Origin of the sequence: Paenibacillus sp. FSL H8-0079, from assembly GCF_037991315.1 — a bacterium.
In the GTDB taxonomy this organism is placed as follows: Bacteria; Bacillota; Bacilli; order Paenibacillales; family Paenibacillaceae; genus Paenibacillus.
Genome location: NZ_CP150300.1, coordinates 923,832 through 940,132 on the forward strand (window position 1 = coordinate 923,832; position 16,301 = coordinate 940,132).

The 16,301-nt window shown below is 46.6% G+C and carries 13 protein-coding genes; 6 read left to right on the forward strand and 7 right to left on the reverse strand.

What is annotated here, in order from left to right; genetic code table 11:
- Window positions 1-23: 23 nt before the first annotated feature.
- The 4 genes from MHI06_RS04160 to MHI06_RS04175 all read right to left on the reverse strand — a co-directional run bounded on the left by MHI06_RS04160 (window position 24) and on the right by MHI06_RS04175 (window position 2,676).
- Window positions 24-242 (reverse strand): hypothetical protein, encoded by a 219-nt coding sequence (locus MHI06_RS04160; protein ID WP_340400549.1) that lies wholly within the window; start codon window positions 240-242, stop codon window positions 24-26.
- Complete coding sequence (locus MHI06_RS04165; RefSeq protein WP_340400550.1) at window positions 239-418, reverse strand: hypothetical protein; 180 nt, start codon at window positions 416-418, stop codon at window positions 239-241. The genes MHI06_RS04160 and MHI06_RS04165 overlap by 4 nt, the downstream gene beginning before the upstream one ends.
- A gap of 169 nt (window positions 419-587) precedes the next feature.
- Window positions 588-953, reverse strand: a complete 366-nt coding sequence (locus MHI06_RS04170; RefSeq protein WP_340400551.1) for a DUF6713 family protein — start codon at window positions 951-953, stop codon at window positions 588-590.
- A 37-nt stretch (window positions 954-990) separates the two neighbouring features.
- On the reverse strand, window positions 991-2,676 hold the full coding sequence (locus MHI06_RS04175) for a helix-turn-helix domain-containing protein (RefSeq protein WP_340400552.1): 1,686 nt from the start codon (window positions 2,674-2,676) through the stop codon (window positions 991-993).
- 232 nt (window positions 2,677-2,908) lie between these two features.
- Between MHI06_RS04175 and MHI06_RS04180 the strand changes: the two genes are divergently transcribed.
- The 3 genes from MHI06_RS04180 (at window position 2,909) to MHI06_RS04190 (ending at window position 7,306) form a co-directional block, all read left to right on the forward strand.
- Window positions 2,909-3,898, forward strand: coding sequence for an ABC transporter substrate-binding protein (locus MHI06_RS04180; RefSeq protein WP_340400553.1), 990 nt, complete (start codon window positions 2,909-2,911; stop codon window positions 3,896-3,898).
- 316 nt (window positions 3,899-4,214) lie between these two features.
- Window positions 4,215-5,594 (forward strand): amino acid permease, encoded by a 1,380-nt coding sequence (locus tag MHI06_RS04185; protein WP_340400554.1) that lies wholly within the window; start codon window positions 4,215-4,217, stop codon window positions 5,592-5,594.
- 182 nt (window positions 5,595-5,776) lie between these two features.
- On the forward strand, window positions 5,777-7,306 hold the full coding sequence (locus tag MHI06_RS04190) for an acetylhydrolase (protein WP_340400555.1): 1,530 nt from the start codon (window positions 5,777-5,779) through the stop codon (window positions 7,304-7,306).
- A 26-nt stretch (window positions 7,307-7,332) separates the two neighbouring features.
- On the opposite strand, the gene MHI06_RS04195 is transcribed toward MHI06_RS04190, so the two are convergent.
- The gene (locus MHI06_RS04195; protein WP_340400556.1) at window positions 7,333-8,316 is read right to left on the reverse strand and encodes a MerR family transcriptional regulator; all 984 of its coding nucleotides are present in this window, start codon (window positions 8,314-8,316) and stop codon (window positions 7,333-7,335) included.
- A gap of 190 nt (window positions 8,317-8,506) precedes the next feature.
- On the opposite strand from MHI06_RS04195, the gene MHI06_RS04200 reads away from it, so the two are divergent.
- Window positions 8,507-9,409 (forward strand): SDR family oxidoreductase, encoded by a 903-nt coding sequence (locus MHI06_RS04200; RefSeq protein WP_062836304.1) that lies wholly within the window; start codon window positions 8,507-8,509, stop codon window positions 9,407-9,409.
- 129 nt (window positions 9,410-9,538) lie between these two features.
- On the opposite strand, the gene MHI06_RS04205 is transcribed toward MHI06_RS04200, so the two are convergent.
- The gene (locus tag MHI06_RS04205) at window positions 9,539-12,049 is read right to left on the reverse strand and encodes a transglutaminase domain-containing protein (RefSeq protein WP_340400557.1); all 2,511 of its coding nucleotides are present in this window, start codon (window positions 12,047-12,049) and stop codon (window positions 9,539-9,541) included.
- Window positions 12,050-12,352: 303 nt separating this feature from the next.
- On the opposite strand from MHI06_RS04205, the gene MHI06_RS04210 reads away from it, so the two are divergent.
- On the forward strand, window positions 12,353-12,772 hold the full coding sequence (locus MHI06_RS04210) for an ester cyclase (protein WP_340400558.1): 420 nt from the start codon (window positions 12,353-12,355) through the stop codon (window positions 12,770-12,772).
- A gap of 129 nt (window positions 12,773-12,901) precedes the next feature.
- The gene (locus tag MHI06_RS04215) at window positions 12,902-15,280 is read left to right on the forward strand and encodes a glycosyl hydrolase family 65 protein (RefSeq protein ID WP_340400559.1); all 2,379 of its coding nucleotides are present in this window, start codon (window positions 12,902-12,904) and stop codon (window positions 15,278-15,280) included.
- 110 nt (window positions 15,281-15,390) lie between these two features.
- Here MHI06_RS04215 and MHI06_RS04220 read toward each other — a convergent pair whose 3' ends face one another.
- Window positions 15,391-16,158 carry a GNAT family N-acetyltransferase gene (locus MHI06_RS04220; protein ID WP_340400560.1) on the reverse strand — a complete coding sequence of 256 codons (768 nt, stop codon included), beginning with the start codon at window positions 16,156-16,158 and terminating at the stop codon, window positions 15,391-15,393.
- Window positions 16,159-16,301: the final 143 nt, after the last annotated feature.

The following is a 16,301-nucleotide window of genomic DNA, read 5'->3' on the forward strand; positions in this document are numbered from 1 at the left end:
TTGATCGGTAATCTATGTTTAATCTAATTGAAAGAAATCGTGTAGGCTACGTTAGGGTATGCCGTTGTCGAACCTGGAACACGTTCTACTACAGTGATCAGCGTCCCCGGGCTGTAGTAGGCTGAACCGCTGTTATAAATGGTTTTGTTTACGATGGCTGTACCCAGATCAAGTGTCGTATTATTGTAGCTCCAGTAATAGTGCAGTTGAAGGGTATTAGCTGTGTTTGTCGTAATTTTCACGCTGGTACCGGTCGTTTTGGCGTTAGGAAGAATGTAGGCGTACCCTTGTCCGGCGAGAGCGCATTGTAATATGTACCTCCGTAACTTACAATGGCGGGATTAGCGGAAGCCGTTAGGCTAAACAGAAGGGAGATGCCTAGAATAAGTGCAAAAAATGTGCTAATGCGTTTTTTCATAGAATGCCCATCCTCTCAAAATAAAGTGTTTTTATAGTTTAACTCGATGTAAACCAAAAACCTTTTCGAAACGGATTGGAGCCCCTCCTTATTCAGTTTGTGTTAGCGCTAACATTCCTAACGGCTATACTATATACCAATAAAATACAGATGTAAATAGTGGATCAAATTAGATGATTAGGAATATCAAATGAATTAAAGCGATTATTCCCATAGGGTAGATCAATGATCTGGAAAATCCATTCTTAAATTCATTGCGAGGGTGCTTTTCGAAAAAGAAGTGCAATACGGTATGTATGATGAAAAAGATATCCAGGACCCAAAATGTAATGGTTTGATATGAGCTAAAAAGTAGAGAAAGAATGATTGTGTACATAGGTAAATGAATCCAAGTGAAATATCTGTAGGCTTTATCATCTTCCATATCTTTTAACACGATAAACAGTTTCCACTCGGATCGCCTAATGGCATCCATTTCGTGAAGAAGGAAGAGAGATAGGTTAAACAAAAATAAAACTAACAACAAGTCAGGCATGTGAAGCCTCCCATTTTTGAATGTAATCACAAGTAGGTTAATTCTTCATTACAGATCTACGCAACAGTTCTGGCAAAGCATGTAGCACTTGCATTCGTTCCAGCGCACCATCCATATTCCAATGCTGCCCTACGTGATACACTTTGCCGTTACACACCGCAGGAAGATCACGCCAATAGGGGCTTTCCATCCAACTCATGTCGCGCTCATAAGAAGTAGGGTCAGTGACGTCCCCATCTCGAGTTGCAGAAATCATAAAAATACGATCCCCTACATAACGCTCAAAATCACTTTCCGCGAACTCAATAAAAGCCTCGCCTTGCTCTATTAATGTCGCTACTTCATGAGGAGGTCTGAATCCATTGGCATGGTACAGTGTGTTTGTGAGACCTTGAGAGGCCATGACATAGAGTTTGCCATCATTACTGTCGACAAGAACTGTGGCAGTTTCACCGGGTACGAATGCATCTTTGCATACATTCCACATATATTCGGCGATAGCGTCATAGCGGATCAGCCAACGTTCCGCTTCTTTTTCTTTGCCGAAAATTTGGCCCAAGGTCCGCAAGCGGCTTTCCAATGTTTGCTCACGATCCAACACAATGGTTGGAGCAATGGTATTCATCTCATCCAGAGAGATGCCATAGTAGTTGGCGACGAGAATAAGGTCGGGCTTCAGCTTTCGAATCTCCTCAGGCTTGGGGGGGAAGCTGATTTCGGTTGTGTTTTGCATTGGAGCGGTATCGATGAATTGGCTTAATAGACTCTTGGGACTACCGACTGGGAACAAATCCAGGGCCATCAAGTCACTTGCGGTATTACGATCCAGATATACAATACGTGATTTGTCCTTGGGGAGTTGCAACAACCTTCCTGTAGAGTCACGGAAAAGAATGTCCTTGTCCGTGTGGCTTTGCTTATACATCGCTGCATACTCTCTAGGAGGCAACCCGGTCTTCTGACGAAAACGTCTGACAAAGTAATAATGATCATTGAATCCAACCTGATGGGCGATGGACTCGATGGTTTCTTCGGTCTGCAAAAGCAATTCCTTGGCTCGATTCAAACGAATCTCGGTTAGATATTCAATCGGAGTTTTGTCTGTCAGTGAGCGAAACAGCTCATTGTATTGCCATAAGGAAACCCCGGATATATCGGATAGTTCCTGCACTTTAATTTTCTCGGCGTAGTGTTCCTGCAAATAGATAAGGGTGCGTTTAACGGCATCTCTGGTATTTTCCAAAGAGGGAGCTTTCGTATTCTGTTCAGAGAGAGACAGCATCAGCATATGGAACATGGGTTGATAGGCATTGCTTTCTGCTTTGTTGATATAGGGGCGTTGACGAATCATATCCTGAATAATGGTGTGCACGCTGGAATAGGAACGATCGGATCGCAACGTACTTTCATCAAAGGCAGGACTTGTGTCGAACCAGACGGACGAAGTCTGAACATTGATTACATGAAAAGAAAACATATAGACAGCGAACGGCTCATGATCCTGCCTGGTTAGTACAATGTTGCCTCCGGGTCGAATATAAAAACACTGTTCTTCAATGGCAGTAAGCGTCTCTTCCCCCAGATCCAACCTGAAGTTTCCCGAAATGACAATGAGGAGACGATGCTCTTGCGAAGGCAGTATATTGACGGGTTCCTCCATAAAATCAATCTCGCTAAGCGAGTAGACTTCATGTTCCTGATCGGTATGTAATAGAAGCTTCATGCCACAATCCCCTTACTAATTGATAACAATTCTCATGGAATAGCATAGTGTAAATACGCTCTATTTTCAACCAATTGATAAGCGAGATAGAACATAACTTGGTGTTACACCTGCTAAGTATTGTCTGAAAAGCCCTAGAATTGTCCATTGATGCGCCTATGCTGGATCGTTACTATAGGTAGAAGATAGTGATAATGATTATCATTAAAACAGAGCGAATGGGGAGAACGTCATGTATAGTGTTAAACGATGGGGATGGTCTATTGGTGCGGTTCTGGTGCTGAGTATCGGGCTAAGTGCATGTAGTAGCAATGAAGGTGCGTCGGTAAATGAGGGAACAACGCAGCAGACAGCCGTCAAAGAAACGGAAGCCGCTGCGGAGAAGCCGGAAACCAAAGAGTACGTGGACTATCTGGGACGTAAGGTAGAGATACCAACTGATCCGCAGAGGATCGTCTATTATGATAATAAAACCTTCGGGGACATGCTGGTACTTGGAGCAGATGCAGTCGGTCAGGATAGCCGATTCGAATCAATATATCAGGATCAAGTCAAGGACATTGAAGATCTTGGTGCGCCGTTGAATCTGGAAAAGCTGGTTGAGCTCGAGCCAGATCTGATCATCACAGGTCTTCACGCTCAAGGGGAGGAGTTGGATCAGATTGCGAAAGTGGCGCCGACGGTCGGAATCGATGTAGATGCTCCATTGGAGCAGCGCCTGCCTATACTTGGTCTTCTGGTGAATAGGGAGGCAGAGGCACAGCAGTGGCTGGAAGATTATGATGCGAAATCGGAGCAAGCCTGGAATGCGTTCAAACAGAGTGCGAACATCGGTCCGGATGAGACGGCAACGATATTTTTAAACACAAATCGTACGCTGTATGTTATGACGACAGGGCTAGCTGCCGATTTATACTCACCTTATGGACTGGATATACCGGATGAGGTGAAAAAGGTAACGATTGATGAAGAAATGCCATGGGCTCAAATATCACTTGAGAGTCTGCCATCATTTGCCGGGGATCACGTATTCCTGATGGCAGCTGGGGCAGGGGAAGATTCCGCTGAGAATGACGAACTGATGAAGTCAGCGATATGGAAGGACCTTCCTGCGGTTAAGAACGGTCATGTGTATGTGGTGGAGCAAAAGTGGAATAAACGTGATGCCTACACGATGCATGAATTTTTGAATGAACTGCCTGCCATGATGAAGCAGCAATAGTTCGGTAATAAGTAGTAGAGTTGAGAGAGCCTCCTGTTGAAGGGGGTTCTTTTTGTATTTTTTGTACTATCGTTCTACTCCACACTTTGAAATGGGCTCAGCCTGTACAATCAGACTTCACCTTATCTGACTGCCATATTCATTAAGCGGTTATCCTATACCTATATGTGTAGTGAATCCGTTTCCTCACATTCCTTGTTGTATTTCTGCGGCACATCTCGTACAATTTGGTGGAGTAATTCTGCATTGCGTTAATGTGAATTTGAAAATTAAAGATTACATCAGGAAGCTGTACACAAGAAAAGGGGAGAATCGTTTGGAATCAAAGCAACTATCTAGAGGGCTAAAGCCCCGCCATGTAGAGCTGATTGCACTCGGAGGTACAATCGGCGTTGGTTTGTTCATGGGATCGGCGAGTACGATCAAATGGGCAGGACCATCCGTGCTGCTGGCCTATTTACTGGCCGGTATCGTTATCTTTTTTGTCATGCGTATTATGGGTGAAATGTTGATTCAGGAGCCGGTAACCGGTTCGTTTGCTACATTTGCTCACAAATATATTAGTCCGCTTGCCGGATTCCTGACCGCCTGGAGCTACTGGTTCCTGTGGGTTGCGGTTGGTATGGCTGAAGTTACGGCGATTGGCATCTATGTCGGGTATTGGTTCCCGGATATTCCGCAGTGGCTGCCAGCACTTGCTGGGGTGCTCATCATTGCGGCGGCGAATCTGGCGGCCGTGAAGTTCTATGGGGAATTTGAATTTTGGTTTGCGATGATCAAAGTGACGGCTATTGTGGCGATGATCGTGATCGGAACCGGGCTCATTTTCTTCGGTTGGGGGAATGGGGGTCAGGCCATTGGTCTGTCGAATCTGTTCAGCCATGGTGGCTTCTTCCCTGGAGGCATCAAAGGTTTCCTCTTCGCGCTGTGTATCGTAACGGCTGCATATCAGGGGGTGGAGATGGTCGGTATTACAGCAGGCGAAGCGGAGAATCCGAAATACACCTTGCGTAAAGCGATCAAAAATATCGTATGGCGTATTCTTATTTTCTACGTTGGCGCCATATTCGTAATCGTAACCCTGTATCCTTGGAACGAGGTAGGAGAGACGGGCAGCCCGTTTGTGCTCACCTTTGCCAAAGTTGGCATTGTTGCTGCAGCGGGGATCATTAACTTTGTGGTGCTCACAGCGGCCATGTCGGGATGTAACAGCGGGATCTACAGTGCGGGACGGATGTTATACACGCTGGCTGAGAATGGGCAGGCACCTGCTTTTTTCAAAAAGCTGTCCAAAGGCGGGGTTCCCCGCAACAGTATCGTCATTACAATCTCCTTGCTGCTGATAGGGGTTGTGCTGAACTACCTGATGCCGGACTCCAAGCTGTTCTTGTACATCTACAGTGCAAGTGTTCTTCCGGGTATGGTTCCATGGTTCGCGCTGGCGTTCAGCCAGTTCCGATTCAGAAAGCGTTGGGGCAACGAGATGGCGGATCATAACTTCAAGTCCAAATGGTTCCCGATCAGCAATTACATCATTATTGTGTATCTGATTCTCGTCATTATCGGTATGGCGTTTAACCCGGATACGCGCTTACCCCTGATTGTTGGAGCTACATTCATGGCCATCGTGGTGGCTGGATATTTCGCATTTGGCATCGGAAAAAGACAACGGGTAGATGACGGCGAAGATCGCTAGTCTCGTATTCCAAAGTCAACTTATAACGTAATTTCATACGTGCATTCCTTGAAACGATTGGAGAACCTGCGGGTGATTCAGCGTCATTCAGGGAGTGCATTTTTTTATTCGGAAAAATTATGCTTGAATCTCCTGTAACTGGAGGTTTTAAGATGGAAGGCAGACAAGGGGGCATACATCTTATGAGGACAGTAGAATGGATTTATCTTATTTTCAACCTGCTTATGTTCGTGGGGATAATCGGGATCGGGAGACAGCATCAACATTTTCGGAAAATGGTATGGGGTGGATTCGCCATATCGGGAGTGCTGCTGATCATCCATGGTGTGGTCGAAGGACTTCGTTGGCCGATGATTCCGGCGTATCTGCTCACGTTGGTTCCACTGGTCGTGTTATTTACAAAGGCAAGACGCCAGCAACAGTCAGGTGTAACCTCGCTGAACAGTAAACGTTCCGAGGCGTCATCTTCCACATCCACTGTGGCGGGGAAATTCGGACGTGTTCGAATCATCGCAACGTCTCTCCTGGTGTTGGCATACGCTGTTGTGAGCATGGGCTTACCATTGCTGTTCCCAGTGTTTTCGTTTACCAAGCCAGCAGGTCCTTATGGAATCGGAACGGTATACTACGACTGGACAGATAGTAGCCGGGAGGAACTTCTGACGAGTACCACCGGTGACCAACGGGAGCTGATGGTACAGATCTGGTATCCAACGAATCCAGAAGCAGAGGGAGCAACAGCCCCTTATGTTAATAAGCCGGAGATCTACGGGACAGCCTTCAATGAAGTGCTGAAACTGCCAAAGCTTTTATTTTCCAGTCTGAGTCAGGTCAAAACGCATGCGATTCAGGAAGCTCAGTTATCTGATGCCGAAGCCAAGTATCCTGTTGTTCTTTTCTCCCATGGTCTGCATGGCTACGAAACTCAGAATACGTTCCAGGTCGAGCAACTGGTCAGTCAAGGTTACATTGTTGTAGGCATTAATCACACGTATAGCAGTCTGGTATCCGTATTCCCGGATGGACGTGTGGCGCAATTTGAATCCGAAGGAAAAGAAGGCTTTGAACAGCTGCAATTCAGTTACATGGACAAGTTGAATGAGACATGGGTGAAGGATGCACAGTTTGTACTGGATGAGGTAGAGAAGTTGGCTGAGGGGGACCCGAGTGGGCGCTTTACTGGACATATGGATCTGGACAACATCGGCATGTTTGGGCATTCATTCGGCGGAGCAACGACAGTGCAGATGTTAATGGATGATCCACGTGTGAAAGCAGGCATGAATATGGATGGCGTATTGTTTGGCGAGAAGCGTATCCCTGCTGAAGGCGTGGGCAAGCCGTTCCTGATGATGAGTGCAGATTCAACCGTTGCAGGCACAAGTGTGATGGGTGATGAAGAGATCGCTGCGATGGGCACGACCCGTCCAGAAGCCGAGAAATATTATGAGGAAGTGTATGAGCGCTATGAGCCGGTCACCGTAGGAGGGAACTACTGGATGGAGCTGACCAACACCAAACATCTGAGTTTCTCCGATCTTTACCTGATCTCTCCACTGCTCGAATGGACGCAGGGTGTAGATGCGCGCGGGACGCAACATTTGGTCAACGATACGACGATTGATTTCTTCAACCACTACTTGAAAGGGCAACCGCTCCATATGGACACGGAAGTGGGAGAACATGAATCCTATTCGTTGAAAAAAGGTTAAACGTATAAATGGAAGGAGACTGAAATTCAGTCTTCTTCCATTTGTTTTAAACGTAACCGCATGCCCTCCTGCAGCAGGTTAATGCCATCTACAATCTGGCTCCATTCGGGATTCATCACCTTGCACAGCTTGTTAAAACGCAGAATGCGATCGGTCACGGAGTCCAGCATAAATCGGGCCTGTTTACGAAAAAATACTTCAGGTGCTACGGCATGCTCAGCACTGGCGTACATCAACACAAAGTCCCACACCATGCTTTGCACAGCAGGGCTGTCGATAGCCCACCGCTTGTCCAGCGCTTCGGTAGTGCGAATGCGAATAGCCTCCATTTTTTTCACCCAGACGTCCGCTTCGACTTGTGGCTGATTCGCCATAATGAAGAACGGAACCTCCAGCCGAGCCAGATCCGCCCAATAGGCCGGATCATTGATCAGTTCCTGAATTTCCTTCCAGGCCAGTGTTTGCTGAGCCGTCAGTTTCGTATCTTTCATCATGTATTTATCGAAAAAGTGTAGAAACGATACTCTCCAATCCTGCGGAATGCTGTCCAGCAGATGAGATTCATCCACCTTGGCAGCAACGAATTGTTTCCGACTGCTCGCATGGGCCGTTAGGGATTCAACCAGACTGGAGATGTAGGTAAGAGACTGTTCCGAATGCAGTGAAGTGTCTTCTTCATGCTGCTTCGCTTGCTGCAAAACGGAGAGCATGGAATTCATCGTGCCGATCTGGGTTTCCAAGGCTTCAATCTGCAGATCTAACGCCTGTGCTACCGCCAGTTCACCAGACATGAGCTTTCGAATATCCGGTATGCTGAAATTCAGATAACGAAGCGTTGTAATGAGTTCGAGTTGCCACAGGTCTTGCATTGTATAGAGTCGATGTCCGCCTTCCGTATGGCTAGAGGGCTGTAACAGTTCAATCTCATCATAATAACGGATCGTTTTCACCGTGGAGCCGATCAGTTTGGCTGCTTCACCGATGGAATAGGGTTCTTTGTTTGCATTCAACGAGATCACCTCATGTTCTATTATACAATCTCCAGCTAGGGGAGATTCAATGTTAGACGACGGTCAAGGAATTCGGGCGGGCTTAGTTTAAATTTCACCCATCTCGGTTACAAAGGAAAGAGTGCAACATTTATGAAAACAACTTCTGTGATCACAGTAATCACTGTAAATAACCGAGGAGGAATTGAACATGGCTAATCAAGACCAGCACACCATGCAAGATCCAACGACACAATATCCGAAGGCTACACCGGAGTGGAAACAGCAACAGGATGAGCCGGGGCTCCAGCGTGAGATGACTCCTGTTCCCGATGCGGGTGAGAAAAGTTATAAAGGCAGCGGACGTTTAACGGGACGCAAAGCGGTTGTGACAGGAGCTGACAGTGGAATTGGCCGGGCAGCAGCGATTGCGTTTGCCCGTGAAGGTGCAGATGTCGTTCTGGCTTATTTGCCGGAAGAGGAAGCAGATGCACAGGAAGTCGTGAAGCTGATTGAGGAAGCTGGGCGCAAAGCGATTACGAAGCCAGGTGACCTGAAGGATGAGAAATACTGCGAGGAACTCATTGAATCTGCGGTAAAAGAGCTTGGCGGAATTGATATCCTCGCTAACGTGGCAGGTAAGCAGCAGTTTGTCGAGCAGATTGCAGATCTGACCACCGAGCAGTTCGATGCGACGTTCAAAACGAATGTCTATTCCATGTTCTGGCTCTGCAAAGCAGCTGTAAAACACATGAAGCCGGGCAGCTCCATTATCAACACATCATCGATTCAAGCGTACAAACCTTCGCCAATCCTGCTGGATTATGCGACAACGAAGGCATCGATTAACACGTTCAGCAAAGCACTGGCCCAACAGGTAGGTAGCAAAGGGATTCGTGTCAACGTTGTTGCACCGGGACCGGTATGGACTCCGCTTCAGGTTGTGGGTGGGCAGCCAATCGAGAAGCTCGCTGATTTTGGCTCCAACACACCGCTGGGTCGGGCAGGACAGCCTGCTGAGATGGCTCCGGCATTTGTGTTCTTGGCAAGCCAGGAATCCAGCTATGTGAGCGGCGAGACACTGAATGCGAATGGCGGTACGGTTAGTCCGTAAACGTTGGATAAAAAGGTCTATAGACCGACCATAGGTCAGTGATCATAGGCCAGTTAAGCAAAGAACTCCATTCCCGATGAAGGTGAATGGAGTTCTTTGCTGTTATGTTATTTGTTCATAATAATAAATTTACTTCTGCTCTGGTTTCGGGTCTAGGATTGCATAACTACCTAGCGTGGCCAATTGTGCTGTATTCAGAAGAGCTTCATCGACTGCAGCGAGGGCTTCACCGGCAGCTGTCATGAGCTCATCAGAGTCAACAGGTGAGGCGAAACGGAGAATGACCCGGCTCTCTCCTTTTTTGAGTTCACTCTCAGCCTTGGTTTTGTACTCATTAATGGATGCGACTTCGAGGTCATTTTGCACATAATAATCATTGGCATCGCTCTCGCCATTGAACATCGCGAGCTCGGAATCAAGCCAGTAATCCTTATCCGCTATCGTTTTCTGACTTGCAGCAGTTTCATCGTTGGCATTATACAGGAAGTACGGGATGCCGGAGTTCGTCAGGTTGTTGGTGGCATCGACATGGAACCATTCGTTCCCGATTTTGACCTTGTTCCATGCATGTGGAACGCCGCTTGAAGCTCCCGTTACAACGATGCTTTCCAGGCCCGAGAGATCGGAGAGCAATTTGTAGACGGAGGCATAACTGGCACATACCCCAACCCCTTTGACCAGAATACCGTATGTGGTAAACGAGTCATTGAACTGCGGATCGACATTTTTGAAGTTGTTCTGCTCCGCATTCTCCAGCGCTGCATCGTCATACTTCGCGTTATCGTTCAGATAATCGTAGATGGCTTTTCGTTTCTCGTCTTCGTTCATGCCATCCTTGATAATGGAAGCTACAACTTCGTTTGCTTTGGTAATAATCTCATCTTGCTTCTTCTGGATACCACCAGCCGATTCATTGTAATAAATGGAAAGGGTAAGTGTACCATAGTTGTATTCGAAACCTTCCACACCAAGAATCAATGGATTCTGGTACATCACTTTCAGGACAACATCCGAGAGTGTCGTGAAATTTTGAGCTTCGGGGAAAGCTTTTAACGAAATTTTATCTTGTGCCGCAATCATGTTTTTGGCTAAAACTTCTTCCAATGCGGAATCTGCATTAATCATTGCATCGCCTGTAGCAGGCTGAGGCACAGTTTCCTGATTCCCTTGTTCTACATTTTGCTGTGTATTGGACTTCTGTTCATCTACCAGATTGTCTTCTTCAGCTTCAGGAGCTGGAGCAGGGGCTTCATTAGAAGTTTCCTCGGAAGCATTCCCGGAAGTATCATTAGAAGCTTCGGTGGATACAGGATCAGCTGCATTCTCTGAAGTCTCAGTATCGGTTGTGGACTCTGTAGTTGGAGTTTCCGAAGCCGGTGCTTCTTCTGTTTCCGTTGCAGACTCAGGTGCATCATGATTGTTGATGATCGTTGGCACATCAGGTGCAGGGACGTAAGGTGTATCATTCTTCGGTTCCACCAATCCGTTGCTGGACTCGGCTACGGTTTGCTGAGCGAGTCTGTCCAGGTCTGCTTGGGTCACATTTTCTACACGTACGTAACTTTTCAGAGCGGTTCCTTTAACGTGAAAAGGAATATTCGTTTCATTGAACTCTGAAATCTCTACGCTTTTGGTATCATAGACAATGGTTTCACGGGATAATGAACCGTCATTGTACTCAACTGTTGTTTTCTGAGGGAGTACATCTATATTCTTTAATTTCTCCCTATACAATTGTTCTTTCAGAGATGTTGGTAACTGGGAAGCAAGCGGAGCTGTAGGGACACCTCTGCTAAAATTGGATTCTTTGCCTCGACCGATTGCAGTGACGTAATATTCTCCTCGTAAACCATGGTTCTGATGAGTAGTTATCAGTTCATCATAAGTGCCGAGCCCGCCTCTTCCATCTTTCATAAAATCATTGAAAGACGTTTCTGTCGTTACCGCAATATCTAAAGGCAGACTATTACTGAAAGCGTCCTCTGCGCCAGTTAGAGGTACATTTGTATCGAAATTGGTTAGGTCAGAACGTTCATAAATTTTATATTCGGTTGCACCCTCAACCTTGTCCCAGACTAACTTTAACCGTCTCTCTTTATCAATCTCGTATCTTAGGTTGGGCACAGGTAACTCCGATTTCACTGTAAACGGAATAATGATGGGTTGATCGAGCAGTGTTAGCTTCTCGGCATCCGGATCATAATTCAGACGAATGTAATAAATGGGGGCACCGCCCCAAGAGCCTTGATCCTTGTTCTTCATGGAATCTGAGGTTAAAACGCCCCACCCAAGAGGCCTAATGGAAACGTTGTTGCCATTGGTATCGCGAAGGGCATGTACATCGCTTGCTTTGAGTGCTTTAATATCGGTATGTACACTTATAATGTCAATAGCTGACAGGTTACTTTTACGTAAATCTGCTTTAAACTTGAACGTAAATTCTTCATCCTGAGCTACGTTGTACATCGGCATGATCGCTTGTTCCGATTCAGAGCCATATTTCTGCTTCAAACTTAAAATGGTAGAACCTTCTACTACTTCTGTTGGATTATTCTCGGACGGACTGCTTTCCTGCTCAGTACTCTGGCATCCAGCCAGTAACAGGGTGAACGCAAACATAATGAAAAATAGACGTTTCATGATACACCGCTTTCTTGTTTTTCTGAGTTGCTCTAATGGCTACATTCTACACACCGAAAGATTATCAAATATGGTTAAAACCCATACTCGAACCTCTAAACGGCTAAACCTCCTATTAATTTCCTAATATCCTTTGCTAGTTTATGGTTATATTGACGCATTGTCAAGGTGAGAGGATAGGGTTTAAGTCCTGTAGAACAATAGAACAGTTGTAATTTCGTAGCGTGTGTTCCATGTTAAAATACAAGAGTTACTACATATTTATATATAAGCGGAACATTTTAATAGACTGGAGGGGCTCAGATGACAGCAGAACAGATTGTCAGAACCTTTTTTGAAGAAGTCCGATCAGGTCGGAATCCTGATTATGCAAGCAGCGTGATGGCGGAACAGGTACTGGCCCATCAAGTGATATCTGAAGAAGAGGTCACGGTGATTCGAACCCCTTCCGATTATGCGGATCATGTGCGAGAGATGATCGAAGCATACGGGGAGTTTTCACTCGAAATTCTGGAGTTGCTGACGCAAGGCGACAAAGTCTATGTGCGCTGGAGACAAACGGGTACCCATGTTGGCGAAGTGGACGGATACAGCCCAACCAACCTGCCAGTGATTGAAATTGCGAGTGCGGTATACCGAGTGGAAAACGAACGAATAGCAGAGTATTGGATACAGATCGACAGGTTGGGCATCGAGAAACAATTGGAACGTAATCGGAGCTGAGTTTCTCAGCTCTTTTTTAGTTTTCAGTTCTTTGTAAGCGTTCCCGTGTTATAATGAACAAAGTTGTATACAAGTTATCTAAAACGTTTTCTGTCTTTTGACTCCATAATCTGAAAGTGAGGTTCAGTGATGATTAAAGCAACGGAAGATAATCAATATGTTGAACTAACAAGCCCGACAAGCTTACCGAAGGCATCCGGATTCCTTTGGAATGAGAAGATGATGATTCATGTGAATTGCCGGGGGTACGCGGTGGCCCAATTCATGCAGCCCGAACCTGCCAAATATTCGTACGCGCCCAATCTGGAAGCCAAGACGTTTATGCAACCGGAGCAGCCATATTATGCCCATCATCCGGGACGGTTTGTCTATATTAAAGATGAAATAAGTGGCGAAATCTTCTCAGCCCCGTATGAACCGGTTCGCAAGCAGGCGGATAGCTATACGTTCGCTGTCGGTAAACACGATATTCATTGGAAAGTGATTCAGGACGACATTTGCATCGAGATGTCCCTGCGTCTGCCGAAGGAAGATGTCATGGAGCTATGGCGTGTGAAGGTAACCAATCTGTCTTCGAGAAAACGCAAGCTTAGTATCTACCCGTATTTTACGGTCGGCTATATGTCATGGATGAACCAGTCCGGTTCGTATGTGGAAGATTTGCAGGGCGTTGTCTGCTCGGCAATTACGCCTTATCAGAAATATCAGGATTATAGCAAAATCAAAAATTACAGCGACAAAACCTATCTGCTTGCAGATCACCAACCGACCGGCTGGGAAGTAAATCATGAGAACTTTGAAGGCGAAGGCGGACTTCATAATCCTTCTGCCCTTCAGTCAGAGACGCTCGCAGGTGGAGATGCACGGTACGAGACACCTGTAGCTGTATTGCAATATAGAGTCGAACTGGAAGCGGGAGCGGAGCAGGCGTATCGATTCATCTTTGGCCCGGCTCATGATGAGACAGAGATCGAGGGCATTCGTCAGCATTATTTTGTGAAACAGAATAAGGATGGACAGGATGGTTTCACCGCAGCGGAGCAGGAGTATGCTGAGTATATTGCGGAAGGGCAAGGAAACATCCAGTTAGAGACACCGGACAGCTGGCTAGATAATGTCGTGAATCACTGGCTACCTCGCCAGATGTACTATCATGGCAAAACCAATCGTCTGACAACCGATCCGCAGACGCGGAATTATTTGCAGGACAACATGGGTATGAGTTACATTCAGCCGCAGATTGCGCGGGCTGCGTTCTTGACTGCTCTCTCTCAGCAGCATATAAGCGGCGCGATGCCAGATGGCATTATTTTGCACCCGGATGCAGAACTGAAATATATCAACCAGGTTCCTCATACCGATCACTGTATCTGGCTTCCGGTCTGTATGAAGACCTATTTGGATGAAACGAATGACTATAGCATTTTGGAGGAACAGGTTGCTTTTACAGACAGTGAACAAAAGGTTTCCGTACTGGAGCATATGAATCTTGCAATGCGCTGGTTGATCCATGAGCGTGATGCGCGCGGGTTGAACTATATCAATCAGGGTGACTGGTGTGATCCGATGAACATGGTGGGATACAAAGGCAAAGGCGTATCCGGCTGGCTGACCATTGCGACGGCATATGCGTTCAATGTGTGGGCAGATATTGGTGAACAGGCAGGGCATGCCGAAGTTGCAGCGGAATTCCGTCAGGAAGCCAACCAGACCAATGCGGTAGCCAATGAGTATCTGTGGGATGGGGACTGGTATGCGCGCGGAATTACGGATGATAACGTCGTGTTTGGCGTAAGCAAAGACGTGGAAGGACGCATCTACATCAATCCTCAGAGCTGGGCACTTATGAGCGGTGCTGCGGATCAGGATAAACAGGAGAAGTTAATCCGTGCCGTAGAGGAGCAATTGGAGACACCATATGGTGTCGAGAAGCTCGCGCCGTCTTTCACCGCGATGCGGGAAGATGTAGGCCGTGTCACGCAGAAACATCCGGGAAGTGCGGAGAATGGTGCAGTGTACAATCACGCGGCGGCGTTCTATATATATGCGTTGTACCTGGTGGGCGAGAAGGAGAAGGCGTACCGTTTGCTGCGTAAAATGATTCCTGGCCCCGATGGCGAGGATATTCTCCAGCGGGGTCAGCTACCCGTATTTATCCCGAATTATTATCGCGGAGCCTATCGTCAATTCCCACGTACAGCTGGGCGCTCCAGTCATCTGTTCAACACCGGCACGGTGCCTTGGGTGTATCGTTGTCTGATCGACGGATTGTTTGGCTTACAGGGTCACGCGCAAGGGCTGCAGGTGCGTCCGCAGTTGCCAGAAGATTGGAACGAGGCGTCGGTTACGCGGTTGTTCCGCGGGGCTGAGCTGCATGTGAACATGAAGAAGGATGCAACTGTCCAGACAATTGAGGTGCATGTTGACGGCCAACGGATTGAAGGCGATATCATCAAGAATATACAGGCTGGCGTGAAATATGAGGTGCTGGTGAAACTGCCTTTGTAGAAAAGAGTACAGAGTACTGCTGAACGATGTGAAGAGTTTTGGACGATCACGGCCGAATTAAAAACTGCCTTTCCTCTATAAGAGGAGGGCAGTTTTTGGTTTCAGTATGGTCAGGACTCATTCCATTCTTTGACTCTGTACCAATAGCTATAAATCTCCGAATAACCCAGTTTGGCGTAGAGCTTTAACGCAGGGGCATTATTAGCTACAACTTGTAGATAACTGGCCGTAGCGCCCTGTCTTTTTGCCCAATGCAGGAGATGCAGGATCATCTGTTCAGCAAGTCCCCGATTCCGGAAGTTAGCGTCTGCAATGATGTCATATAATCCAATGTAGCCACGCTCGATTACACCGAACCCACACGCGACGACTTGCCCGTCGATCAACAGCGAGATGAAACCTACCTGTGTGCGGATATTGTTCAACATTAGTTCTGTCGTTTCCCGTTGCAGATCATTCACCTGATTCAGTCGGCAAAAGTGATCTAGCCACGTTGTGGTCAACTGTTCGTCGATCTGTACAGTTTGGTGCACAGGCTCTTTGATCTCTTCCAGACTCCGAGTCTGGATACGGGTCAGATCGACAACGCCATACCCTTTGTCTTGCAAAAGCTGGTCGAGATGATCCGGCTGAATAAACGGCGTGATTTTGAATATGGTACTTAACTGATTAGAAGCATAGATGCGCTCACATTCCTCGATCTTTTCATGCACATCCAGAGTGGAGTAGTGGATCGGTTGAACGGAGTTGGCACGTTTGGTATATCCTTTGGCAAAACGCAGTACCCAGCCGTCATACAGTATGTTGGACAAGGGCTGCCAGTGGTTAAGCGATAGTTCTTCAATGGTTTTGTATTCTGTATCCGTAGTATGCGTCATATCTAACCTCCGATTTCAAGATTAAATAATAATACATAATAATGTATAAAAATACAATCCAAACATATATATCTTCGAACAGTATGCATTATGGTCGGAGATGGTATACAATTTGATTTGATTGAATGATTAACTTCAGGAGC